The organism is Providencia stuartii (assembly GCF_029277985.1).
Classification (GTDB): Bacteria; Pseudomonadota; Gammaproteobacteria; order Enterobacterales; family Enterobacteriaceae; genus Providencia; species Providencia zhejiangensis.
Map to the genome: position 1 here is coordinate 1,994,246 of NZ_CP119546.1, position 23,314 is coordinate 2,017,559.

A 23,314-nucleotide genomic window follows, 5' to 3' on the forward strand; every position below is an offset into this window, starting at 1 on the left:
TTCGGTTTCTCAATGCATCATGGTTAAACAACCTGTTTTACCCCGTACAATTGTCTGAAAGTAAGACAAACAGGCCGTGCCAATAAGAAAAAAAACCACAAAACCGGGGCCGGGTGGTTCCATTCATCATTCGTACCCTTTATTATCGCTGAACACTTCGCTTTGGCAACAGGGGCGTTACAGATTTCATGTCTCAATCTGTCTCAATATTTATAGGTCTGCGTTATATGCGCGGACGGGCTGTCGATAAATTCGGCCGTTTTGTATCCAGTCTATCAGCGATTGGTATCACGTTAGGGGTCGCTGCACTGATCACCGTGACCTCTGTCATGAATGGGTTCGAACGTTCGTTACAAGATAGCATACTCTCTTACATGCCGCAGGCCGTTTTAACATCGGCTTCAGGGCATATCGATCCTAAAAAATACCCAATAGCGGATTTACAGCATCTACAAGGGGTTAAACATATTACGCCCATTGTTCAGTCGGATGTGGTTTTACAAAGCCGTTCGAATGTTGGGGTAGGCATGATGGTGGGTGTCACGTCAGAGGAAAGGTCACCCTTGTTAGATAATGTAATTGATGGGCAGCGCTCAGAATTGGTCACGGGGCAGTACCGCGTGTTTTTAGGCCAAAAGTTAGCTGAAAATTTAGGTCTAAAACGGGGTGATGAAGTTCGTTTAATTATACCGGGTGTGAGTCAATTGACGCCAATGGGACGTATTCCCAGCCAGCGTCTATTTATGGTGGCTGGGATATTTCAAACCAATGGGGAAGCGGATGCGAGCGAACTGATTGTGGCACAAGATGATGCGGCAAGAATGATGCGTTACCCGTCAGGGCATATTACTGGCTGGCGATTATTTCTCGATGAACCATTAAAAGTCGACACATTGAGTCAGCAAAGTTTACCCGAAGGATTGGTATGGACTGACTGGCGAGAACGTAAAGGTGAGTTTTTCCAAGCCGTTAGAATGGAAAAAAACATGATGGGCTTGTTACTAAGCCTGATTATTGCAGTTGCGGCCTTTAATATTATTACATCACTGTCATTACTGGTGATGGAAAAACAAGCGGAAGTCGCCATTTTAAAAACCTTAGGTCTGAAGCGTGGTCGTATTTTGGCCATTTTTATGATCCAAGGGGCAGGTGCAGGAATTGTGGGAACCCTGATAGGCACACTACTGGGTATGCTACTTTCGAGTCAATTGAATATTTTAATGCCTTTATTTGGTATGTTACCAAAAGGCGTTCAATTACCTATCGTGCTTGATTTTTCTGGTATTTTAATTATTGCGATATCCGCAATGCTGATTTCGCTGCTTGCGACGCTTTATCCTTCTTGGCGTGCGGCGGCTGTGCAACCTGCTGAGGCGTTACGTTATGAATAAACAACCACTTCTTGTCTGTGAGCATTTAAGTAAAATCTATCAAGAAGGGACACTATCAACACAAGTATTAAAAGATGTCTGTTTTTCGATGAATGAAGGCGAAATGATGGCCATTGTTGGTAGCTCAGGTTCCGGTAAAAGCACACTACTGCATCTATTAGGGGGTCTAGATACACCGTCAGAAGGTGAGGTGATTTTCCGCGGTCAGCATATTAATCGACTTTCTTCTGATCAACGAGCGGCTATTCGCAATAAAGACTTAGGATTTATCTACCAGTTTCATCATTTGTTACCTGATTTTACGGCATTAGAAAATGTAGCGATGCCACTATTGATTGGTGGCATCAAAAAAGCCGAAGCTTTTGAGCGTGCAACTCATATGTTGGAGGCTGTCGGGCTAGCTCATCGCTCAGGGCATCGTCCTTCTGAGCTTTCAGGAGGCGAACGTCAGCGTGTGGCGATTGCCAGAGCATTGGTGAATCAACCTGCACTGGTACTGGCGGATGAACCAACAGGTAACCTTGATTTGCGTAATGCAGATGCCATTTTTGAATTATTAGGTGAATTGAATAGCACACAAGGTACGGCATTTCTAGTCGTGACCCATGATATGAAATTAGCCCATCGCTTATCTCGCCAGCTAGAAATGCGTGATGGTCATCTACAACAAGATGTTACTCTGGGGGCAGTGTAATGTCTGGATTACCACTGACTTTACTCACTGCGCTACGCTTTAGCCGAGGTCGCCGTCGTACGGGCATGGTATCACTGGTGTCTATTGTCTCAACACTCGGTATTGTGCTTGGTGTGGCAGTACTGATTATTGGCTTGAGCGCCATGAATGGTTTTGAACGCGAATTGAAAAATCGTGTGTTGTCAGTTGTTCCCCATGGGCAAATTTACGCAGTTAAGGCGCCTTATCAAGATTGGCAGTATGCAAATAATGTGATCCGCAATACGCCGGGCGTTAAAGCCGTTAGTCCTTATGTTGGTTTTACAGGCTTGTTAGAGCGAGGAGCTAATCTCAAAGCGATACAAATAATGGGGGTTTCACCAGAAACAGAGTCTGAGGTGAGTGAACTGCCGAATTTTGTTCTCGACGATGCTTGGAAAAATTTTAAGGCTGGGGAACAATCGATTATTTTGGGGCAAGGCGTGGCGAATGCATTGAATGTCGCAGTAGGCGATTGGGTCACTATTATGATCCCCAATACGGATGCGAGTTTAAAAATACAACAGCCTAAACGGATCCGTGTTCAGGTTGCCGGTATTTTTCGTTTAAGCGGTTTGCTGGACCATCAACTGGCCTTGATTCCGCTGGCCGATGCCCAAGCGTATTTAGATTATGGCGAGGGTATTACAGGATTTGAAATTAAAGCAGATGATCCGTTTAATGCCGATAAAATTGTTTATGATGCAGGGTTGAAGACAATGCATCATGTCGTCGTGAAGAGCTGGATTGGCGATTATGGTTACATGTACAACGATATTCAAATGGTGCGCGGTATTATGTATTTAGCCATGATCCTTGTCATCGGCGTTGCATGTTTCAATATCGTTTCAACACTGGTCATGGCAGTGAAGGACAAGAGCAGTGATATTGCGGTATTACGTACACTGGGCGCTAAAGACAGGCAAATTAGAGCGATATTTTTGTGGTACGGTCTGTTAAGTGGATTAGTGGGCTCATGCATTGGTGCGGTACTGGGTGTGGTGATTTCCTTAAATCTAACCACCATCATCAAAGGTCTTGAATATGTGATTGGCCATCCTATTTTATCAGGTGATGTGTATTTTATCGATTTCCTGCCTTCTCAACTGCATCTGTTAGATGTGGTGTATGTATTGTTGACGACGGTAGTATTAAGCCTAGTCGCTAGTTGGTATCCAGCGCGTAGAGCTAGCAAATTAGACCCTGCACGTATTTTGAGTGGTCAATAAAGCGTAATTCGCTGGGGTAATAGCGCCCCAGCGATGCTTAGCGAGTGATATTGCTCTGTGCAAGTTGGATCTCTTTATAGCTGCGTCGTTCAATCATTGTTTCATTCAAACCGTATTGCTGAGCGAGTCGCAGCATCTGCTGGGTTAATTGGGGAAGCAGATGAGATTCGTTAGTCATAATCGCAAATTCCGCGAACCACCCAATATCGACCAAATAATCAATGGTAATGTGAGCATCACCAAGAAAATAGATACTACGTATTTTACTGGCAGTAAAATAACACTGGTATCCTAAGGTGGTGAGCATCTTTTTGACGTGAGTACAATCCTCAATATCAATCGCTTTACATTCAGAGGCTTCAGGCCCTTTCACTATCCACAGTTTAATTCCTGAAGGGTGCATTTCTCGTACCGACATACTTATACCCTGTTGCGCTAGTTGCTGATCTGGGGTATCAAAAAAGTAGTCAGTTTCCGTATTGTCGGCAGTAAAAAGGTCGGCGCCATTAGCCTTGATAGCGTGTAAAAATTGCTGGTGGTGAGGTAATTTGAACTTAATTTCTGCCTCATATTGCCCAACAAAATGTTTGCTCATTGTTATGCTCATTTATCTATAAATTGAAGATTATTATTCCTCAACAAGAATGATTTTTCATGTCGTAAAATGTGTTTTAAAGGAAGAGCATTGACTCTTCCTTTAATCAAGAGGGCTATTTGCTTTTTTTCATGATCGATTGGTCGAGGTAACCCATGACAAATGCAGAAAGAACAAAGGTTAGATGGATGATGACATACCACATTAACTTATTATCAGGTATATTTTTTGAGTCCATAAACACTTTTAATAAATGAATCGAAGAGATTGCGACGATTGAGGCTGCGACCTTATTTTTTAGCGAGGTGGCATCCATTTTACCTAGCCAGTTCAATTTTTCGCTGCTGTCAGAGATATTAAGTTGAGATACAAAATTTTCGTATCCTGAAAACATTACCATCACGAGCAAACCGCCGACTAATGCCATATCAATTAAAGATAATAAGATCAGAATTAAATCAGGTTCAGGAATAGAAAATATATTGGGGATAACGTGCCACAGCTCTTGGAAAAACTTAATGGTTAACGCTAATAAGGTCAGTGATAGCCCAAAATAGACAGGTGCGAGTAACCAACGTGAAGCATACATCGTTTTTTCAAATAATTTTTCCATGCTAACCTTTTATCTGTGATGAAATAATTAAGACGTGCGTAAAGTGAGGCTATTTTAGCTCGTCTCACTCAAGACTTCGATATTTGATGGTCGATGAAAATACACTATTTTGTAAAAGAGCGTGTTTTCATAATCCTTAATTAAAATTGTCGCTAAACATTCATCCTCACACTTTCTGTTGTTATCTATTGCGTTATACTTACATTCGATTTAGGTTTGAGTCATCAACCTTGTTATTCAAGGTACTGTATGGCATCTGTGCTATAAAGACATGGAAGAAGGAAGTATATCGATGTTGCGTTTTCGTCATAGGCTAAAGAAACTTAAAAAAATTAAAATGTTACGTCGTCAACGAGATCGCAAACGTTTTTTTTACAGTGAAAATAGAATAACCAATATGAAAAATGTGAAAGTAGTCGTATTAACAGGAGCCGGAATTTCAGCCGAATCAGGCATTAAAACGTTTCGTTCCTCCGATGGATTATGGGAAGAACATCGTGTTGAAGATGTTGCAACCCCTGAAGGATTTGCGCGAGACCCTAAATTAGTACAACGTTTTTATAATGAGCGTCGCCGTCAGCTACAACAAGAAAATATTAAACCAAACCCTGCACATTTTGCATTAGCACAGTTAGAAGCGTTGCTAGGCGATAACTTTCTGCTCGTTACTCAAAATATTGATAATTTACATGAACGTGCGGGCAGCAAACGTATTGTGCATATGCATGGTGAATTATTGAAGGTACGTTGTAGTTGGTCAAATCAAGTCGTGGAATGGAAAGGGGATCTCAGCGTGGAAGAACGCTGCCATTGTTGCCAATTTCCTCAACCACTAAGACCCCATATCGTCTGGTTTGGTGAGATGCCCTTTGGTATGGACCAAATCTACCAATCGCTTGAAGAAGCGACAATTTTTATTGCAATTGGCACTTCTGGACATGTTTACCCCGCTGCGGGTTTTGTGCATGAAGCAAGGTTAAATGGGGCACATACCGTTGAGCTTAATCTAGAGCCGAGTCAAGTTGAAAGTGAATTTGAAGAGAAGCATTATGGTCTTGCTAGCCAAGTGGTGGTGGATTACGTCAATCAGCTTATGAGTGAATTGAGTTCGACTCGCGAAAGTCAATGATAAACCCCTGTATGTGAGGGATGCTTCTCCCCCTCACATCATCATGCTTATCAATTTATATTAGACGTTCTCATCTAACATAGCCGGCATGGTAATTTCTTTTACACAGGTCGCATCACTAGTACTTAAGATAAACTTCACCGCATTTAATACGTCTTGTAATGGGATCAGTGCTCCTTCAGTTCGTGAAATAACATCTTCGATAGGCGTTGATAAATCATATTCAGTTGCTAAATAACCGAGGTTTATAACTGAGATAGCGATTTTATCTTGGCGTAGTGTTTCCCTTAACGATTGAACAATACCGCGTAATGCGTATTTTGAAGCAGAGAAAGTCACTTCATGACCATTATGGTTATCCAGACCCCAAGTTGAACCAATTAAAATGATTTTACTCTTTTTTCCAAGACGTAGGTTTGGCAACATTGCTTTAAGGTGCAAGATACAGGCGCTAATATTGGTCTGAATCATATTGACTATTTCAGTGTCTTCTGTTTTTTCAAACAGATATTCATCAGTAAAAGCATGTTTTTCCCAAATACCGACGTTAAAGATGAGACAATCAATAGGCGTATCTTGAAGAATGGTTTTGACAGTTTGCGCTGAATGGTTATCTGCTAAATCAGTTTGAATCCAATGGAAGTTATCGCCAATGAATTGAGGAATTGAACGAGAAACCCCATAAATAGTATCTTGAGCCGTAGGAATACCCTCTATGAGTGCTTTTCCTAATCCTTTACTAACACCATACACTAAAAATGTTTTTTTCATCATTATTCTCTTTATTTTCAACTGATTAAAGCTGTTTAGAAGTTGTTGTGAGTCAATGTAGAGTCTATACAGGTAATAAATAAAGTCATTATCCGTTAATGTGGATGGCAAGTATGTAATTATAGTACAGCTGTCGTTACTGTTAGTATAAATATTTAATGTTCAAATTAATTAAATAACACCTATTAAGTGTCAAATAATTAATGGGAATGAATGATTAATATGTTCAATGTCTTTTTGAGTGGCGACTCTTTAAAATCAATGCATTTTTCATCCAACAAAGTTTTATTGTGGCTTGATTGAAAATATGACTAACACCGCTGTCATTATAATGAAGTAAGTTTTTATTTTAATAAAAGATAAAAATTAATAGGGCTTGAAATAGTACCCTGATATTTTTTATTAATAGATGAATTAAAATGAAATTTATTTTTATAGAGATCCTTGTCAATATAATGTAGATGTAGGGAAGCGTTTCTTAATCGATAATTATTATATTTTCAATGTGAGCTAATGGGTCGATAAACATTAATCAGCAAGATAGCTAAAAACATTTTAATGGTAACAAGAATAAGGCATATTTAAAAATGGCAATACCGCAAAAACAACAACTATTTTGGTTTTTACCGACGCAGGGAGATGGACGCTACTTAGGAACGTCAAAAGGGGGACGTGCGGTCACTCTAGCGTATTTACAACAGCTCGCGATAGCGGTAGATAATATTGGTTTTCATGGTGTGCTCGTTCCCACAGGAAAGGCATGTGAGGATCCATGGGTAACCGCGGCAGCGCTGGTGTCAGTGACACAAAAATTACGATTTTTAGTCGCGGTTAGGCCTGGCTTACAACCACCAAGTCTTGCGGCGCGTATGGCAGCAACACTGGATAGGCTTTCTGGTGGAAGGGTGCTGATAAATGTGGTGACAAGCGGGGATCCGATAGAAAATAAAGGTGATGGCCTCTTTTTCGATCATCAAGAAAGATATCATATGACGAAAGAGTTCCTTGAAGTCTATAAACCGCTAATGAATGGCCAACAAGTTAATTATCAAGGTGACTATATTCAAGTTGAAAATGCCCATCTACTGTATCCGCCGCTACAACCTTCAGGACCCGCGCTATATTTAGGAGGCTCATCGGCTGAAGCAATGGAAATTGCCGCAGAATATGTTGATACATACTTAACATGGGGTGAGCCATTGGCAGAGGTCGCTGAAAAAATTAATCAGGTTAAGCAACACGCAGCCGATAAAGGTCATTGTCTGGAGTTTGGTATTCGCCTACATGTCATTGTGCGAGAGACTGAACAAGAAGCTATCGATGAAGCCAACAAACTGATTGCCCATCTTGATGATGATACCATTGCACAGGCACAAGCGACCTTTGCACGGATGGACTCGAAGGGGCAGGCTCGTATGCAGGCCCTGCATAAAGGTTCAAGAGAGAATTTATTTATAGCGCCTAATTTATGGGCGGGGATTGGTTTAGTGCGTGTTGGGGCAGGAACGGCACTGGTAGGGGATCCACAACAAATTGTCTCACGCATAAAGGAATACCAAGCTATCGGTATCACCAAATTTATTTTATCGGGTTATCCACACTTAGAAGAAGCTCATCGATTTGCAGAATTGGTCATGCCATTATTAGAGACATCAACAGAGATATTGGCTGCAACATCGACATTAAATGAACAGTCGAAAGGAGAAGCTATTGGGGCACATTCACGTCCGAAATAATCGTCTGTAAATTAATATAAAACGTTAACTGTTTCAACGTATAAGGTATTAGTTATTTCGTTATTTTAAATAGATTAAAATGAAATTTGAATTGAAATAATAATGACAAATTTACCTATTTATCGTCACCAATAGAGAATAACGAGAAAAATAGGTTTATAAAAATTATTCAATAAGGCTATTTTATTATCATCTCTACGATGTTTTTGTCTAAAACGATTTGTGATTAACCGCAAAAGTGATTTGAAACAAGAATTGTTGATACGTTCATCCCCATAATAAGGCAATAAATATTAGGGGGGAATAAAGCATGGATAAACTTTTAGAGCGGTTTTTTGAGTATACCGCTTTTGACACACAATCAAAACTCAACGCAAAAACAGTACCTAGTAGCACAGGGCAATTAAAATTTGCTCGTGCTCTCGTCAATGAATTAAAAATGTTGGGCTTTGAAGACGTCGCGCTTTCTGAGTATGGGTGTGTAACGGCTTGCTTATCCGCCAATGTTGATTGGGAAGTTCCCACCATCGGCTTTATTTCACATTTAGACACGTCACCTGATTTTTCAGGTAAAAATGTGGCTCCACAAGTTTTGGAAAATTATCGTGGTGGTGATATTGCTCTAGGGATTGGTGACGAAGTGTTATCGCCCGTAATGTTTCCGGTCTTACATGGAATGATTGGTAAAACGCTGATCATGACCGATGGCAAGACATTACTGGGCGCTGATGATAAAGCGGGTATTGCAGAGATCATTACGGCTTTAGTTCGTCTTAAAGAGAATAAAATTCCACATGGTAAAATTTGTCTTGCTTTTACGCCTGATGAGGAAATTGGCCGAGGGGCACAACATATTGATTTAAAAGTTTTTGATGCTCGTTGGGCTTATACGGTGGATGGTGGTGCTGTCGGTGAACTCGAATATGAAAATTTTAATGCCGCTAATGTCGCTATAAAAATCGTAGGAAATAACGTTCATCCGGGAACAGCTAAAGGGGTGATGGTGAATGCTTTAGCATTAGCAAATCGTATCCATGCTGAATTACCAAAAGAAGAAACACCTGAAAATACGGAAGGTTATGAGGGTTTTTATCACCTAAACTCAATGAAAGGCTCTGTTGAAAAAGCAGAAATGAATTACCTTATTCGTGATTTTGATAGTCAGGGCTTTGAGGCACGTAAGAAAAATATCATTCGTATTGCAGAGAAAGTAGGGCAAGGTCTACATCCCAGCTGTTATATTGAGCTGACGATCGATGATAGTTATTACAACATGCATAAAGAAGTGATGAAACACCCACATGTTATTGAAATTGCTCATCAAGCTATGAAGGATTGTGGTATTGACCCCATTATTCAACCTATTCGTGGCGGTACTGATGGTGCTCAATTATCTTATCGAGGACTGCCTTGCCCGAATATTTTCACGGGTGGCTATAATTTCCATAGTAAACATGAGTTTATTACATTAGAAGGCATGGAGAAAGCGGTAGAAGTGATTATGCGTATCGCTGAATTGACTGCGCAAAGAGCAAAAAACGAGCAGTAAATAGCATTGTTACCGTACCTTATGGAGAACATAAGGTACGGTATGATAGAAATATTTAATTAATCATCGAAATACCAATAACCGCTATTGATTAGTGCTGTGATTAACGCAATAAAATTCACATCATCAATAGCATCACCGAGTTGCTGAACGTTAACGGAATCGTAACGGCATAGGCTATCAGCAGCTTCATAGCAAGTTGTTTCTAGGCATTCGCCATTGACAAAAAACTGGTCGCCAACTCGTAGTGCTCTCAACCCATTGAGTTTATATAAGGTCTCTTGCTGAGTTTTGAGAAGGTCATAGATTTCGTCTTGCTCATAAGGTGGTTCCGGTGGTGCAAGATCCAGTTCATGACGTGACTGAGAAATGAATTCACCCAGCCATTTACGGAAAACGTCTGGTTCATGCAGCATAGATTCCATCATTTCCCGTAACTTAATCTGCTCGCCTTGTAAAATCTCGGCAGGGTTATCTCTAAATGACAAGTCTGGGTCACTGTAACGATAACTTCCTAAGTCATTTGAGATCAGATAATCTGCAAAGCTACTCATGAGTTCACGTGTATTCGGCGCTCGGAAACCAACAGAGTAGTTTAATGATGGTTCAATCGCATAACCTTCATGGGGAAATCCAGGTGGAATATACAGAATATCACCCGGCTCCATTTCTTCATCGATAATCGCATCGAATGGTTGAACCTGAAGAAGGTCAGGGTGCGGGCAATGCTGTTTCATCGGCACTTTTTCACCAACACGCCAACGTCTACGGCCTTCACCTTGGATAATGAAGACATCATATTGGTCCAAATGAGGCCCAACACCACCCCCGGGCACAGAATAGGAGATCATGAGGTCATCCATTCGCCAATCAGACAAGACTCTAAAAGGCTTCATCAAAGCTGCACTTGGGTGATGCCAATGGTCTACTGCCTGCACTAAAATAGACCAATTTTCTTCGCCTAAATGCTCATAGCTTTCAAAAGGACCATGAGCCACTTGCCATATGCCCTCATTGTGGCTGACAAGGCGGCTATCAACTTCATCTTCCATCGCTAGTCCCGCGAGTTCGTCAGGCGAGATAGGATCAATAAAACGTGTAAAACCGTTTTTGATGAGTAAAGGGCGTTTCTGCCAATGACTATCGAGAAAACTCTGCCAGTCAAGATTCAGTTTATAATCCATCTTATTGTCCTAGGTTAACATATCTGTTGATAGTATACCTGAATTTGCCACTACGGCAGATGGTAAACAGACACGATGATCACAGATTAACTATCTTCATTGACACTCTGTCGACGGAAAGTCACTTGTACTCTGGCGCCGCCAAGTGGGCTATCACTGATCGTGATATTACCGTCATATTGGTCAATAATTTCAAGGGCAATGGATAATCCAAGGCCTTGACCTGGGCGTAACGTATCTACGCGTTGTCCACGGACGAAAATGATATTACGCTGGCTTTCTGGCACGCCAGGCCCATCATCATCAACAGTAATCACTAAACTATCTTGCCCAACAGCTGCTGTCACCTCGACAAATTCAAGGCAATATTTACACGCATTCTCCATAATATTACCCATGACTTCCATAAAGTCATTCGGTTGGCCTAACCAGGTGATTTCAGGAGAAATATCGACTGTAATCGACACGCCTTTATTTTGATAGACTTTATGTAAAGCACTTGCAAGGCTATCTAACACAGAGGGGACTGAGGTGATTTCGCGTAACATCAGGTTATTATCGCCTTGAGTAGAAGCACGGTGTAAATAGTAACCAACCTGTTGAGAGATACGACCAATCTGTTCTAACATGATAGGCTCTGCTTGCTCAATGGTCATTTGCTTCCCTGTTCGCAGTGAACGCAAAGTCGATTGCAAAACGGCCAAAGGCGTTTTTAAGCTATGTGTTAAATCAGAAAGGGTAGTGCGATATTTGCTATAACGTTTGCGTTCATTAGTCAGCAAGTTATTTAAATTGCGAACTAAGCCACGTAATTCATTTGGTGGGTTTTCATCCAACATTTCACGTTCGCCTTTTTCGAGGCTACTAATTTGTGATACTAAAGATTTTATTGGACGTAAACTCCAATATGCAGCCAGCCAAAGTAGTGGAATCACTAAAATTAAGTTAGCCAGCAGCACATAACCAAACCACTCCCAAACTAACCCTGTTTTTTGTAAGTCTTGGGGTAACGTATCAACCACAACAATAGTAAGGGGAGGGAGATTTTCTGTTGCGCCATATTGGTTTACTGAAACGGAATGCGTTAATGGCTCATCGTTGTGGTTCATATCATCTAACTTGCTGTTAAATTCCGGATTATTTTGTAACAGCTGGCGTGTTTCACCAATATCGGTATCAATTTCGTACAGGCCTTCTTTTTTTAGCCAATCACGACGAATAAGATTTTCGACATTAGGCACTTCACGTTGTCGCCAAAGTACTTGTCCATTTTCATTATAAATGATGATAAGTGTTGGATTATTCAGTGTGAAATTTGGCGGTACACGAATATCAATTTTGTTATTTTGCCACTGAACTAGGCTATAAATAAGATTACTTTGGCTACGAAGTAAGGTGTATGTGGTTTTATCAAAGCTAATCAGATAGCCTAATATCGCAACGATACCGTAAGAAAGCGTAAGCGCGAGGATAACCGCTGAGGTGGCACATAAAAAACGTGCTCTCAGCGATAAAGGTTTAAGTTTAAATTTTTTTGAACGCATATTAGCCATTCACATCAAAGCGATAGCCTTGCCCACGGACTGTCACTATCACATCTTTTGCGTGGAATTGTTGTATTTTCTTCCGTAACCGCCCCATTAATACATCAATAGTGTGACTCTCACGCAGCTCCGCGTCAGGGTACAGCTGACGCATCAAGGAATCCTTACTGACCACTTTGCCGTTATTGCGGAGCAAGGTTTCAATAATGGTGTATTCAAAAGCAGTTAATTTAACGGACTCACCATTTACCATAAATTCTTTTCTTGATAAATCAATGACAAAGCCATCTAACTCTAAAATTTGAGAGGCAAGTCCACTGTTTCTCCGCATCAATGCTTGCATCCTAGCGACTAGCTCTTCAAGGTGAAAAGGCTTGGTGACATAGTCATCTGCACCACTGTTTAATGCTTGTACTTTCTCTTGCCAGCTTTCACGCGCTGTCAGCACTAAAACAGGGATATTGATTTGTGTGCTACGCCAGCGTTTAATCATGGATAAACCATCTTCATCGGGTAAGCCGAGGTCAACCATTGCAATATCTGGGCGGCTTTCATGTAGAAAATAGTCAGCTTCTTTAGCGTCTTCAGCTGCATCAACTTGATGACCCAGTTCTTTAAGTTGCACAGTTAAGTGGTGACGAAGAAGAGCATTGTCTTCAACGATAAGAATTCGCATCTAAAACCTCATATTAAAGAAGAATTACAGGTTACTTGACGATAGTTATCGCCATAATAGTCGCACTAGAGGGGATATGGTAAAAAGATATGTGCTTTACAACAAGAGATTAAGTAAACCAAAGGCAAACAAAACAGAGATATGTCAAAAAAAGAGAAAAGTAAGCGAAGAATTCTTCGCCTACTTGATTCCACTAAGACTTATTGAAATAAAACGCTATTTTAACTCATCAATAAAAGTGACAGCGTAACCGATGTAATTGGCAGGTGTCATTGCTTTCAAGCGCGTCTTTTCTTCTTCAGGGAGGTCTAATCCATCAATAAACTGTTTCATGCCTTCCGCAGTGACTCGCTTACCGCGTGTTAGCTCTTTTAGCTTTTCATATGGTTTTTCAATACCATAACGGCGCATAACGGTTTGAATTGGCTCAGCCAGAACTTCCCAGTTTTGATCTAACTCATCGAGCAGATGCTGCTCATTAACTTCTAGCTTATTCAAGCCTTTAAGAGTCGATTGGTAGGCAATTAAAGCGTAGCCAAGACCGACGCCAAGGTTACGCAACACCGTAGAATCCGTTAGGTCACGTTGCCAACGCGAAACAGGCAATTTACCAGCAAGGTGGTTAAGTACGGCATTCGCCAAACCTAAATTACCTTCTGAGTTTTCAAAATCAATTGGATTGACTTTATGTGGCATGGTTGAAGAACCGATTTCACCAGCGATTGTCTTTTGCTTGAAGTGATTGAGCGCAATGTAACCCCAAATATCACGATCAAAGTCTAATACGATAGTATTAAAACGGGCGACGCAATCGAATAGTTCAGCGATGTAATCATGAGGCTCAATTTGTGTGGTGAATGGGTTCCATGTGATCCCTAAAGAGGTCACAAAAGTCTCACTAAATTCATGCCAGTTGACTTCAGGATAAGCCGCAATGTGTGCGTTGTAGTTACCTACAGCACCATTGATCTTACCTAAAATTTCCACTTGCTCTAACTGGCGATATTGACGCTCCATACGATAAGCAACATTGGCAAACTCTTTACCAATGGTAGAAGGTGTCGCCGGCTGGCCGTGAGTACGTGAAAGCAGAGGGAGATGACGATATTCATGCGCCATTGCTTTCACTTTATCAATAATTTGACGCCATTGAGGCAGTAACACTTCTTCTCTGGCTGTTTTTAGCATTAATGCATGCGAAAGGTTATTGATATCTTCAGAGGTACAAGCGAAATGGATAAACTCAGAAACGGCGTGCAAGGCGGGGACTTGTGCCACTTTCTCTTTTAGAAAGTATTCAACCGCTTTAACGTCATGGTTGGTGGTACGCTCTATTTCCTTAATACGCATTGCGTCTTTTTCGCAGAAGTTCGCGACTATTTCATCTAGGTAAGCGTTTGCGTCAGCATCAAATGATGGAACTTCTTTGATTTGGGCGGTTGCCGCCAGTTTTTGTAGCCAGCGAACTTCAACCTGAACGCGAAATTTCAGTAAGCCGAACTCACTAAAAATAGTGCGTAGTGCGCTGACTTTATCACCGTAACGGCCGTCAATCGGGGATACAGCGGTCAGTGAGGATAATTCCATTGGTAGCAACTCCAGATTTAAAGGTGAGACAAAATTTCTTTCGCCTGATGACTCAGACGGCTTCGGGAAAACATTAATTGCAGACGGCTTCCCCCAACTTGCTGCCATAATACAGCACTTCGAATACCACACAGCAAGAGCGTTCTGACTTTGGCTTGCACGAGTGAATTTTTTAAAATTTCAGGGGAACCTGTAACTTGTATACGTGGACCGAGTGGACTGATCACATCCACATAAATTCCAGCTAATGCATTAAACACACCTTCAGACATCGGTTCAAAGTAATCCGCTTGGCGATCGAATTGTTCAATACGTTGTCCAAGTTGGTTCATGGCCTGTTGATCTTTATTGAGACGTCGTTCTAGCACCATGATACTTAACATATAGCGGGTCATTTCGGCAGATAAACCACTACCGCTATTACCGCCTGATAACATGCTGAGCATCGCGCCTAGTCCGACTTTTAGATTCGCAGGGTCGTTACCATAAACATCAATCGTTGAAGACGGATTCATGTTAGTTAAACTGTTGACCATGACTTCAAGGTCATGGTCATTGCAAATACCTTCTTGAGCAAGTTTCTGTACCATGTGACTTGCTTGGCAAATGCCCGCGAGCGCGAGTGTAATATCGCGATAATTTTTAGCCACAATTACTCCTGAATACGGGATTCAATAATACCGCCACCTAAGCATACCTCATCAAGGTAAAACACAGCAGACTGACCTGGGGTAACCGCCGCCACTGGATAGTCGAAAGTGACTTCAACTTTACCTTCATTGAGCGGGGTAACAGTACAAGGGATGTCTGCTTGGCGATAGCGCGTTTTAACAACACAGCGTAGTGTTTGTGTTAATGGCTCTCTATCAACCCAGTCTAATTGTTGTGCGATCAGTCCTGTAGACATTAGTCTTGGGTGCTCATGGCCTTGCGCAACAATCAGCTGATTATTTTCAACATCTTTATCGACGACATACCAAGGTTCATCTGAACCTTCTTTTGTTCCACCAATACCAAGTCCTTTACGCTGACCGAGCGTGTGGTACATCAATCCTTCATGCTCGCCGATGGTTTCACCTTCAACAGTAACAATAGGACCTGGCTGTGCAGGTAAATAACGACCAAGGAAATCGCGGAATTTTCGCTCACCAATAAAACAAATACCGGTTGAATCTTTTTTCTTTGCGGTGACCAATCCAATTTCTTCAGCGATACGGCGAACTTCAGGTTTTTCTAATTCGCCAACAGGGAACAGACTTTTACTGATTTGTTCATAGCTGAGTGTATAAAGAAAATAACTTTGATCTTTATTACTATCCAAGCCGCGAAGTAATTGGCTTTTACCATCAACATCACGACGGCGGACATAATGACCAGTTGCAATATAATCTGCACCGAGATCTTCTGCTGCAAATTCAAGAAATGCTTTAAACTTAATTTCTTTGTTGCATAGAATATCTGGATTTGGTGTGCGTCCAGCTTTGTATTCAGACAGGAAATGTTCAAAAACATTATCCCAATATTCTGCTGCGAAATTGATGGTATGAAGTTCAATACCTAATTTATCACAAACGGACTGCGCATCAGCCAAGTCGGTCGCTGCGGAGCAATACTCCTCATCGTCATCTTCTTCCCAGTTTTTCATGAACAGACCAACAACCTGATACCCTTGCTGCTGGAGCAAATAAGCTGAAACGGATGAGTCAACACCACCGGACATACCGACGATGACTTTTTTTTGGCTGTTATCTGACATGTAATACTCTCACTGCGGAAAAATTAAGCCCCATACTTTACCATGTTGTCCCCTTGTTACGCCAGCGTTAGCCGGGGGAATATTCTTATCGCTCGTAACAGATTACATCTTCACCGTATTGAGGCACGCCATTGCCATGACAACATAGCTGGGATGTATCTTTAATCAGCCATCTATAGGCTGTTATTATGGTGGAGCATTGATTATCGATAGTGATCACCAAATGCACCAAGTACATCAAGAGGATAGCTAGTTCCTTCAAGGAAACATCGAATACTTTCAGCAACAAGTGGAGAGCGTAAGCATTGACTTTCAAGAATATCTTGCGCACTAACCCAGTGACAGCAAGAGATATCGCTATCTTGAGGTTGAGTTTCACACTGTTCAGTCAGCGCTAAAGAAAAGAGAAAACGTATAAACGGTGTCTCATCAGGCGCAATCCATTGATGAATTTTAATGAGCCTTTGAGGTTGTCCCTTGATCCCTGTTTCTTCGAACAGCTCGCGTTCAGCAGCAGCGAGTAGCGTTTCATTCGCTTCTAAATGACCGGCTGGTTGATTCCATGTCGCTTTACCATTAACTAGCTCTTCAACAACTAAAAATTTATCGTTTACATGGACAATTGTTGCAACGGTAACGTGAGGTTTAAACAAGAGTGATCTCCTTCCATTCGCCTGGCAATAAATTATTCAGTGTATATTCACCGATCTGGTAACGGACCAATCGTAAAGTCGGGAAGCCAATATTTGCGGTCATTCGCCTGACTTGGCGATTTCGCCCCTCATTAAGCGTGATTTTTAACCAACTTGTTGGAATGTGTTTTCGTTCACGGATAGGGGGCATTCTTGGCCATAACCAACTTGGCTCATCGACTAATTCGATACCTGCGGGGCGAGTTGGTCCGTCATTGAGCACTAAACCGCGACGAAACTTTTCTAGCGAGGTTTCGTCAGGAATGCCTTCGACTTGTGCATAATAAATTTTATGCGTATTTTTGTGTGGCTGCGTTAAGTGCGCTTGCAATTTTCCATCATTGGTCAAAATTAAGAGGCCTTCACTGTCACGATCTAATCGACCAGCCGCATAAACGCCTGTAATAGGAATATATTTTTTTAAGGTATCTCGGCCTTGCTCATCGGTAAATTGAGGGAGCACATCAAAGGGCTTATTAAATAAGATGACTTTGCGTGCAACGACTGATTTAGGTTTAGATGAGAATGCATGAGAATGATTAGAGGCTGGTTTGCGAACAAACTTACGTTGACTTTTTTTATTGGCTGGAGGCTTTGCTTTATGATTCGCTATGGGCATGGGAACTCATTTTAACTGATTAATATTGTATTAATAAAACTCAGGCCAGCATTCTACTGACTGATTTTTTAAGTCTAGTTGATTTTCACACAAAATGACACCGGGATAAGCGTGAGCGAAGCAAAACTAAAATACAGGGCTAATTCAAGCAGTAAAATCATAATAGGATACGATAAGTTAATAAGCAAAGAATAACGCTATGGTATTTATTTCAGTATTATCAATCGCATGAGGACACGCCATTTCACTTATCCTTGTAGGATTTTTATTAGGTATTTACCAAATTAGCCACAGTTAACGAGCAGAAAACGGTGGGTACTTAATCCATCTATTTAAAAAGAGTCATTGTCAGCAGCTGTAGATTGATGCGATGTTATTTCCGTTAATCGATAAATAACGGTTTACAGTAATTTGCTATTTTCGGAGCAATGTACTCACAAAATATCGTTGTTTCTCTATCATTTTGAGGGGGATAAATAGAAAATGCGTTCGATTTACATGTGTCAAACATACTGTAAAAAATACCTATCAGGTAGAAAGGCGACTGAATTTTCTATTGGCACTTTTGTCTTAAAAAGATTGGATAAATCCGTTTTATTTAAAAATAAACATAACGAATAAATATATTTATATAGGCTCAGTGATATTTAATAAATTACGTTAATATAAAAAATACATTAACAAATATTATATATATAAATTAAATAAAATTTAACAATGCTATTGATTGAAAGTGACCTGTTAATAGTTTCTTTTTTCACCAATTTTTTATTGGTTTAATAAATTATTGCTACGACATAATTTTTATGTGATATCGCCAATAATTCAAAGGGATTTGTAATGTTATGATTTTAATCCGATTCTTTCTTTTTTATAGGGATGTAACAATCATTGATAAACACGTTTAATGCGATCCACATAAAACCTTGAACGACTAACCATTGGCGTTAGAGAAAGATTGAAGTAGTATTGACGGGTCTCTTACAAAAAATTAACAAGCAAATGCGCAAGTGAAAGGAGAGGTTAATGGAAAGCAAAGTAGTAGTTCCGGCAGAAGGCGCTAAAATTACCATTGATGCCAAAGGCAAACTGAATGTTCCAAACAACCCAATCATTCCCTACATTGAAGGTGATGGTATTGGTGTTGATGTAACTCCAGCGATGTTGAAAGTGGTTGATGCGGCAGTTAACAAAGCCTATAACGGCGAGCGCAAAATTTCCTGGATGGAAATCTATACCGGCGAAAAATCTACTCAATTATATGGTAAAGATGTTTGGTTACCGCAAGAAACTCTCGATTTAATCCGTGATTACCGTGTTTCGATTAAAGGCCCTCTGACAACCCCAGTTGGTGGTGGTATTCGTTCTTTGAACGTTGCACTACGTCAACAGCTTGACCTCTACATCTGCCTACGTCCAGTTCGTTACTATAAAGGTACACCAAGCCCAGTTAAACAGCCTGAGCTGACTGATATGGTTATTTTCCGTGAGAACTCAGAAGATATCTATGCAGGTATTGAATGGAAAGCGGGTAGCGCAGAAGCAGATAAAGTCATCAATTTCCTGAAAAATGAAATGGGTGTCACCAAAATTCGTTTCCCAGAAAACTGTGGTATTGGTATTAAGCCTTGCTCAGAAGAAGGGACAAAACGTTTAGTTCGTGCGGCGATTGAATATGCGATCGATAATGGGCGTGATTCAGTTACTCTAGTGCATAAAGGCAACATTATGAAGTTTACTGAAGGTGCCTTTAAAGATTGGGGTTACCAACTAGCTCTAGAAGAGTTTGGCGGTGAATTACTTGATGGCGGCCCTTGGGTTAAAATTAAGAATCCAAAAAATGGCAAAGATATCATCATTAAAGATGTGATTGCCGATGCCTTCTTGCAACAAATTCTGCTGCGTCCAGCGGAGTATGATGTTATCGCATGTATGAACCTAAATGGTGACTATATTTCTGACGCATTAGCGGCACAAGTTGGTGGTATTGGTATCGCTCCAGGTGCAAACATTGGTTCAGAATGTGCGCTGTTTGAAGCAACACACGGAACAGCACCTAAATATGCAGGTCAGGATAAAGTGAACCCAGGTTCAATTATTCTTTCTGCTGAGATGATGTTACGTCATATGGGCTGGACAGAAGCCGCTGACCTAATCGTTAAAGGTATGGAAGGCGCAATTGAAGCTAAGACCGTAACTTATGACTTCGAACGTCTGATGGACGGCGCTAAGCTACTGAAATGTAGCGAGTTCGGCGACGCAATCATCAAACACATGTAATTTATTACGTGGTGTGATTAATAACGGGAGCTTAATAGTTCCCGTTATTTATTGTCACATTTGAAACGGTTATCAAAAATAGCCTACATTATCTACAGATAATTTATATCTTGATGACATCGTCCTAAGGGAAACTAGTAGGAGAGTATTCAAGTATAGAGGTGGAGATAAAGATTTGTTTTCAAGGGATTTATCTTCATTAGAACAGGATTATTTTTGGTCTCCTAATTATGATAAGTTAAACGACCCATGTGAAGGTCTAGTATTAACAGATCAAGTATTTGATCAATTAGATGTTTTAAATAGTGCGCTTGGTAATACAAAACAAACCTCTTTAAATTCACTTGATTCATTAAAGGAAGCATTTAGTGATTTAATTGCTACTAAAGATAAGTCTGGAATTTATTCTTTGAGTAAGACTTTTACTGATGAATTGTTATGGGCGCATTATGCTGATAGCCATAATGGTTTTTGTATTGAATATGATTTAGATAAGTTGTGTGAATTTGAAGGTGCTAGATATTCTATTTTTGATGTCATATATCAAAATAAACCACCGATAATAAATGTTGACGATATATTTGCATCGGATGCGCAAAATGAAGTTATTCAAATTCTCGTATTGAGTATTGATAAGAAGTAGATGACAACGAATACCGTTGGCTTAGTTGTTTTATCAGTTATTTTGGTGATTTTTATTGTCTGAAATCTGCAATTACCCTAGTATTTACGTACTTAAATTAAATATGAATATGGTGATGTATGAAAAAGGGAGTTGTAGCTGGTTTATTAACAATGGCTTGCTTTAATGGTTATACAGCGGAGCTAAATAATGAAACTAAAGCGCCATTCGGCTTGAAGTGGAAACAAAGCTTTGAAGACGTCAATAAAAATGAAGATATCGATTTAAGAAATTGCAAAAGTATGCGCGAATATAAGGCATGCGATATCGATTTGTATTTTTCAAATGATAAAGCGCCTTTCACTCCGTGGACTATGAATGCCATACTGTTATTTAAAGATAACGAGCTGATTTCAGTGACAAATGGGTATCATGTGAGTGAATCTAAAAAGAGTGATTGCGGTAGCATACCTGAAGAAATTAAGTACCTTTCGAGTCTGGGTGTTGACACGACACAATTAACGGAATTAACAAAATTATGCGCCACTTTCGAAAATAAGGGTATAAAGAAAACCATTAAAACACACTATGGTAGTGTCGAGTTTGTCGTCATGAAAGTTCCTTTTGGTGAAGTCATTGGTATCACCACTTATAAATTGGATAATCAATAGAATCTGCACTTCCACTCAGTTAATATTCCGATGCTCACTCTTGAATTGAGGTTGTGGGACAGCGTTAGAAGCTGTATTTTGCTTTATTACTGATAAATCATAAATTACTTGTGAATATGATGAAAAAAGCTCTCTCTTCAATTGCTCTGCTATTTGTACTTCCTTGTATATTTAGTGTCAGTGTTGCTGATACTAATAACAAAATACAAAAAATTGAAAAACTTCCTCAACCATACTCCGAGAGTGACTTATATGGCTATTGGTTTGATGCTTATAACACTCCAGAAATAAAAATTCTTAAACTTATGATACTAGCTCCAGATGGAGTTGCGATAGACTCATTATTGATTCAAGCAGGGAATGATGTCGAAGAGGTAAAGCAGGAATCTAGATGGCGTTTTGACCCAAAATCCAGTGTGCTAACGCAAGAAGTCACCAGCATGACTTATACAATCAATGGGAAAGTAGAACCAAAAGATCTTGGTAAGATAGAACCGGTAAAAGTTTCAGTTGTTATTCAGAAGAGTGGTGATGATATTTATATGGGTACCGTTTCTAGTGATGGAACGTTAGAAATTTACCAAAAAATAACGAAAGCAATGAAAGATGAAATTCATAAAAAAGCACATGGAAATGTATACGAATAAAATTCAATATCACTTTGATATCTTTCCCAATAATCTGACCGCACCGTTGATTGAGGGAAGTTCGAATTTTGAGGCGTGTAGCTTTAAGTAATTTTATTCAGACTCTGTTATCGAACGCTTCAATGCCGACAAACGTAATAATCAAAAATTGCTGACTAAGGCAAGCTGTTCTGGGTGGATAAAACCCAATATTCTCTTGTTTACACTTTTGCAAATGCACTTCGCTATTCCTTTAACCTTGGGTCATTATCTTTTGTCCACACGCGCCCACACATGTCACATGACCAGTTATTTTTATTTTTGCGTATTCCATAAAAATGACAGAAAGGGCATGTTTTAGGAGTGTATGGGGTCGGTCTCTTTTTGATCGCTTCTTTCATTTGCTTATCCATTATGCTGCTATTTGAATATAAGTTATTTTAACGTAATTTAATGGCTAGCATGGGATTTCATCAAGGAAATCTGTCGGTATTATTATCACTAGACGCATGCAAACTAGCGCTGTTGGTATCATTTATATGTCTCCTGTTGTTAGCACCTTGAAAAATTTATAGCTTATCCCCATAGTTGATTATACGTAGCGTTGGGTGATAATTGATTAGTTGATTGATAATCAAGGGGGTTAAAAGGAAATATAAAAATTATGTTTTGGGGACTTGAAAAACGATTATGAGTTCCTATTTATATCATGGGTAGGTAAGAGACCCTTAAGTTTAATTAATATTGGAGGAGGAATTATGGCTAACATTAGACCTTTTTCATTATTTCCAACACTTTCTGATAATATACTTTCCAATCGATTTGACCAAATAGACCGTTTATTTAGTCAACTGACAGGAAGTAAGCCTATTTCATCGCCTATACAAACTTATAACCTCAAACAGGTTGATGATAACCGCTATGAGCTGACGGTGAGTGTTCCTGGATATCAAGAAAGTGATTTAACGGTTTCATTAAAAGGTGGTCGCTTATTGGTAGAAGGGAAAAAAGAAGAAAAAATTCAGGAAGATAACGAAAAGTGGATCCATCGAGGTATATCTCAAGGACAATTTACCTTACAGTTTGACCTCGGTAAGAATGTCCAAATAGAGAAAGCGGACCTATCCAGTGGGCTGCTCACAATTAATATTGAATATGAATTGCCAGAGGAGGAAAAACCACAAATGATAGCGATAGAGAATAAAGATAAGCAATCATCATAATAGGTTACATCAATATATTAGGCTGCACATATTGTGCAGCCTTTTTTATTCTTAGTTGGCGTCAATTATTGATGACTTAAACAGAAATGCATTCCCTTTGCAAGAGGAG

22 protein-coding genes are annotated in these 23,314 nt (G+C 40.1%); 11 read left to right on the forward strand and 11 right to left on the reverse strand.

Going from position 1 to position 23,314, the window contains the following annotated elements:
• The first annotated feature begins 188 nt into the window (after positions 1 to 188).
• The 3 genes from lolC to lolE are packed head-to-tail and all read left to right on the forward strand — an operon-like array spanning position 189 to position 3,332.
• Positions 189 to 1,391: a lipoprotein-releasing ABC transporter permease subunit LolC gene (gene lolC / locus P2E05_RS08660; protein ID WP_276123092.1), complete on the forward strand. Its 1,203-nt coding sequence runs from the start codon at positions 189 to 191 to the stop codon at positions 1,389 to 1,391.
• Positions 1,384 to 2,085 carry a lipoprotein-releasing ABC transporter ATP-binding protein LolD gene (gene lolD / locus P2E05_RS08665; RefSeq protein ID WP_154623833.1) on the forward strand — a complete coding sequence of 234 codons (702 nt, stop codon included), beginning with the start codon at positions 1,384 to 1,386 and terminating at the stop codon, positions 2,083 to 2,085. Before lolC ends, lolD begins: the two co-directional genes overlap by 8 nt.
• On the forward strand, positions 2,085 to 3,332 hold the full coding sequence (gene lolE, locus P2E05_RS08670; RefSeq protein WP_154623834.1) for a lipoprotein-releasing ABC transporter permease subunit LolE: 1,248 nt from the start codon (positions 2,085 to 2,087) through the stop codon (positions 3,330 to 3,332). The genes lolD and lolE overlap by 1 nt, the downstream gene beginning before the upstream one ends.
• Positions 3,333 to 3,369: 37 nt before the next feature.
• Here lolE and P2E05_RS08675 read toward each other — a convergent pair whose 3' ends face one another.
• Together P2E05_RS08675 and P2E05_RS08680 are read right to left on the reverse strand one after the other, a co-directional pair.
• Positions 3,370 to 3,927 carry a class IV adenylate cyclase gene (locus P2E05_RS08675; protein ID WP_154623835.1) on the reverse strand — a complete coding sequence of 186 codons (558 nt, stop codon included), beginning with the start codon at positions 3,925 to 3,927 and terminating at the stop codon, positions 3,370 to 3,372.
• 115 nt (positions 3,928 to 4,042) lie between these two features.
• Positions 4,043 to 4,540: a TIGR00645 family protein gene (locus P2E05_RS08680; protein WP_154623836.1), complete on the reverse strand. Its 498-nt coding sequence runs from the start codon at positions 4,538 to 4,540 to the stop codon at positions 4,043 to 4,045.
• A 295-nt stretch (positions 4,541 to 4,835) separates the two neighbouring features.
• Between P2E05_RS08680 and cobB the strand changes: the two genes are divergently transcribed.
• The gene (gene cobB / locus P2E05_RS08685; RefSeq protein ID WP_195848174.1) at positions 4,836 to 5,669 is read left to right on the forward strand and encodes a Sir2 family NAD+-dependent deacetylase; all 834 of its coding nucleotides are present in this window, start codon (positions 4,836 to 4,838) and stop codon (positions 5,667 to 5,669) included.
• Positions 5,670 to 5,729: 60 nt separating this feature from the next.
• Here cobB and P2E05_RS08690 read toward each other — a convergent pair whose 3' ends face one another.
• The gene (locus P2E05_RS08690) at positions 5,730 to 6,440 is read right to left on the reverse strand and encodes an SDR family NAD(P)-dependent oxidoreductase (RefSeq protein ID WP_154623838.1); all 711 of its coding nucleotides are present in this window, start codon (positions 6,438 to 6,440) and stop codon (positions 5,730 to 5,732) included.
• A gap of 587 nt (positions 6,441 to 7,027) precedes the next feature.
• Here P2E05_RS08690 and ssuD point away from each other — a divergent pair.
• Both ssuD and pepT read left to right on the forward strand, forming a co-directional pair.
• Positions 7,028 to 8,176 (forward strand): FMNH2-dependent alkanesulfonate monooxygenase, encoded by a 1,149-nt coding sequence (gene ssuD / locus P2E05_RS08695; RefSeq protein WP_154622253.1) that lies wholly within the window; start codon positions 7,028 to 7,030, stop codon positions 8,174 to 8,176.
• Between the two features lie 310 nt (positions 8,177 to 8,486).
• Positions 8,487 to 9,725 carry a peptidase T gene (pepT, locus tag P2E05_RS08700; protein WP_276123093.1) on the forward strand — a complete coding sequence of 413 codons (1,239 nt, stop codon included), beginning with the start codon at positions 8,487 to 8,489 and terminating at the stop codon, positions 9,723 to 9,725.
• A 59-nt stretch (positions 9,726 to 9,784) separates the two neighbouring features.
• Here the strand turns inward: pepT and P2E05_RS08705 are convergent, their stop codons facing one another.
• The 8 genes from P2E05_RS08705 to rluE all read right to left on the reverse strand — a co-directional run bounded on the left by P2E05_RS08705 (position 9,785) and on the right by rluE (position 17,783).
• Entirely contained in the window at positions 9,785 to 10,909 is a 1,125-nt protein-coding gene (locus P2E05_RS08705) for a cupin domain-containing protein (protein ID WP_163861383.1), read from the reverse strand.
• 86 nt (positions 10,910 to 10,995) lie between these two features.
• Positions 10,996 to 12,453 (reverse strand): two-component system sensor histidine kinase PhoQ, encoded by a 1,458-nt coding sequence (gene phoQ, locus P2E05_RS08710; protein ID WP_196713177.1) that lies wholly within the window; start codon positions 12,451 to 12,453, stop codon positions 10,996 to 10,998.
• Between the two features lies 1 nt (position 12,454).
• Entirely contained in the window at positions 12,455 to 13,129 is a 675-nt protein-coding gene (gene phoP, locus P2E05_RS08715) for a two-component system response regulator PhoP (RefSeq protein WP_154624138.1), read from the reverse strand.
• A gap of 216 nt (positions 13,130 to 13,345) precedes the next feature.
• Positions 13,346 to 14,716, reverse strand: coding sequence for an adenylosuccinate lyase (gene purB / locus P2E05_RS08720; protein ID WP_163861388.1), 1,371 nt, complete (start codon positions 14,714 to 14,716; stop codon positions 13,346 to 13,348).
• 17 nt (positions 14,717 to 14,733) lie between these two features.
• Positions 14,734 to 15,366: a high frequency lysogenization protein HflD gene (gene hflD / locus P2E05_RS08725; RefSeq protein WP_276123094.1), complete on the reverse strand. Its 633-nt coding sequence runs from the start codon at positions 15,364 to 15,366 to the stop codon at positions 14,734 to 14,736.
• Between the two features lie 2 nt (positions 15,367 to 15,368).
• The gene (gene mnmA / locus P2E05_RS08730; RefSeq protein ID WP_154624136.1) at positions 15,369 to 16,472 is read right to left on the reverse strand and encodes a tRNA 2-thiouridine(34) synthase MnmA; all 1,104 of its coding nucleotides are present in this window, start codon (positions 16,470 to 16,472) and stop codon (positions 15,369 to 15,371) included.
• Positions 16,473 to 16,675: 203 nt separating this feature from the next.
• Positions 16,676 to 17,125, reverse strand: coding sequence for an NUDIX domain-containing protein (locus P2E05_RS08735; protein WP_154624135.1), 450 nt, complete (start codon positions 17,123 to 17,125; stop codon positions 16,676 to 16,678).
• Positions 17,118 to 17,783 carry a 23S rRNA pseudouridine(2457) synthase RluE gene (gene rluE / locus P2E05_RS08740; RefSeq protein ID WP_163861396.1) on the reverse strand — a complete coding sequence of 222 codons (666 nt, stop codon included), beginning with the start codon at positions 17,781 to 17,783 and terminating at the stop codon, positions 17,118 to 17,120. Before rluE ends, P2E05_RS08735 begins: the two co-directional genes overlap by 8 nt.
• A 1,026-nt stretch (positions 17,784 to 18,809) precedes the next feature.
• On the opposite strand from rluE, the gene icd reads away from it, so the two are divergent.
• The 5 genes from icd to P2E05_RS08765 all read left to right on the forward strand — a co-directional run bounded on the left by icd (position 18,810) and on the right by P2E05_RS08765 (position 23,205).
• Positions 18,810 to 20,063 carry an NADP-dependent isocitrate dehydrogenase gene (icd, locus tag P2E05_RS08745; RefSeq protein ID WP_154622573.1) on the forward strand — a complete coding sequence of 418 codons (1,254 nt, stop codon included), beginning with the start codon at positions 18,810 to 18,812 and terminating at the stop codon, positions 20,061 to 20,063.
• A 175-nt stretch (positions 20,064 to 20,238) separates the two neighbouring features.
• The gene (locus P2E05_RS08750; protein WP_272657898.1) at positions 20,239 to 20,706 is read left to right on the forward strand and encodes a DUF2971 domain-containing protein; all 468 of its coding nucleotides are present in this window, start codon (positions 20,239 to 20,241) and stop codon (positions 20,704 to 20,706) included.
• Positions 20,707 to 20,825: 119 nt separating this feature from the next.
• Positions 20,826 to 21,356 (forward strand): hypothetical protein, encoded by a 531-nt coding sequence (locus P2E05_RS08755; RefSeq protein WP_272657899.1) that lies wholly within the window; start codon positions 20,826 to 20,828, stop codon positions 21,354 to 21,356.
• A gap of 119 nt (positions 21,357 to 21,475) precedes the next feature.
• Positions 21,476 to 22,003: a hypothetical protein gene (locus P2E05_RS08760; RefSeq protein WP_154622570.1), complete on the forward strand. Its 528-nt coding sequence runs from the start codon at positions 21,476 to 21,478 to the stop codon at positions 22,001 to 22,003.
• A 737-nt stretch (positions 22,004 to 22,740) separates the two neighbouring features.
• Positions 22,741 to 23,205, forward strand: a complete 465-nt coding sequence (locus tag P2E05_RS08765; protein WP_154622569.1) for an Hsp20 family protein — start codon at positions 22,741 to 22,743, stop codon at positions 23,203 to 23,205.
• The last annotated feature ends 109 nt before the right edge of the window (positions 23,206 to 23,314 follow it).

Excerpts from the sequence above, each read along its gene's own strand:
- lolC (WP_276123092.1), top strand. The coding sequence starts at position 189 with ATGTCTCAATCTGTCTCAATATTTATAGGTCTGCGTTATATGCGCGGA.
- lolD (WP_154623833.1), top strand. The coding sequence starts at position 1,384 with ATGAATAAACAACCACTTCTTGTCTGTGAGCATTTAAGTAAAATCTAT.
- lolE (WP_154623834.1), top strand. The coding sequence starts at position 2,085 with ATGTCTGGATTACCACTGACTTTACTCACTGCGCTACGCTTTAGCCGA.
- P2E05_RS08675 (WP_154623835.1), bottom strand. The coding sequence starts at position 3,927 with ATGAGCAAACATTTTGTTGGGCAATATGAGGCAGAAATTAAGTTCAAA.
- P2E05_RS08680 (WP_154623836.1), bottom strand. The coding sequence starts at position 4,540 with ATGGAAAAATTATTTGAAAAAACGATGTATGCTTCACGTTGGTTACTC.
- P2E05_RS08690 (WP_154623838.1), bottom strand. The coding sequence starts at position 6,440 with ATGAAAAAAACATTTTTAGTGTATGGTGTTAGTAAAGGATTAGGAAAA.
- ssuD (WP_154622253.1), top strand. The coding sequence starts at position 7,028 with ATGGCAATACCGCAAAAACAACAACTATTTTGGTTTTTACCGACGCAG.
- pepT (WP_276123093.1), top strand. The coding sequence starts at position 8,487 with ATGGATAAACTTTTAGAGCGGTTTTTTGAGTATACCGCTTTTGACACA.
- P2E05_RS08705 (WP_163861383.1), bottom strand. The coding sequence starts at position 10,909 with ATGGATTATAAACTGAATCTTGACTGGCAGAGTTTTCTCGATAGTCAT.
- phoQ (WP_196713177.1), bottom strand. The coding sequence starts at position 12,453 with ATGCGTTCAAAAAAATTTAAACTTAAACCTTTATCGCTGAGAGCACGT.
- phoP (WP_154624138.1), bottom strand. The coding sequence starts at position 13,129 with ATGCGAATTCTTATCGTTGAAGACAATGCTCTTCTTCGTCACCACTTA.
- purB (WP_163861388.1), bottom strand. The coding sequence starts at position 14,716 with ATGGAATTATCCTCACTGACCGCTGTATCCCCGATTGACGGCCGTTAC.
- mnmA (WP_154624136.1), bottom strand. The coding sequence starts at position 16,472 with ATGTCAGATAACAGCCAAAAAAAAGTCATCGTCGGTATGTCCGGTGGT.
- rluE (WP_163861396.1), bottom strand. The coding sequence starts at position 17,783 with ATGCCCATAGCGAATCATAAAGCAAAGCCTCCAGCCAATAAAAAAAGT.
- icd (WP_154622573.1), top strand. The coding sequence starts at position 18,810 with ATGGAAAGCAAAGTAGTAGTTCCGGCAGAAGGCGCTAAAATTACCATT.
- P2E05_RS08755 (WP_272657899.1), top strand. The coding sequence starts at position 20,826 with ATGAAAAAGGGAGTTGTAGCTGGTTTATTAACAATGGCTTGCTTTAAT.
- P2E05_RS08760 (WP_154622570.1), top strand. The coding sequence starts at position 21,476 with ATGAAAAAAGCTCTCTCTTCAATTGCTCTGCTATTTGTACTTCCTTGT.
- P2E05_RS08765 (WP_154622569.1), top strand. The coding sequence starts at position 22,741 with ATGGCTAACATTAGACCTTTTTCATTATTTCCAACACTTTCTGATAAT.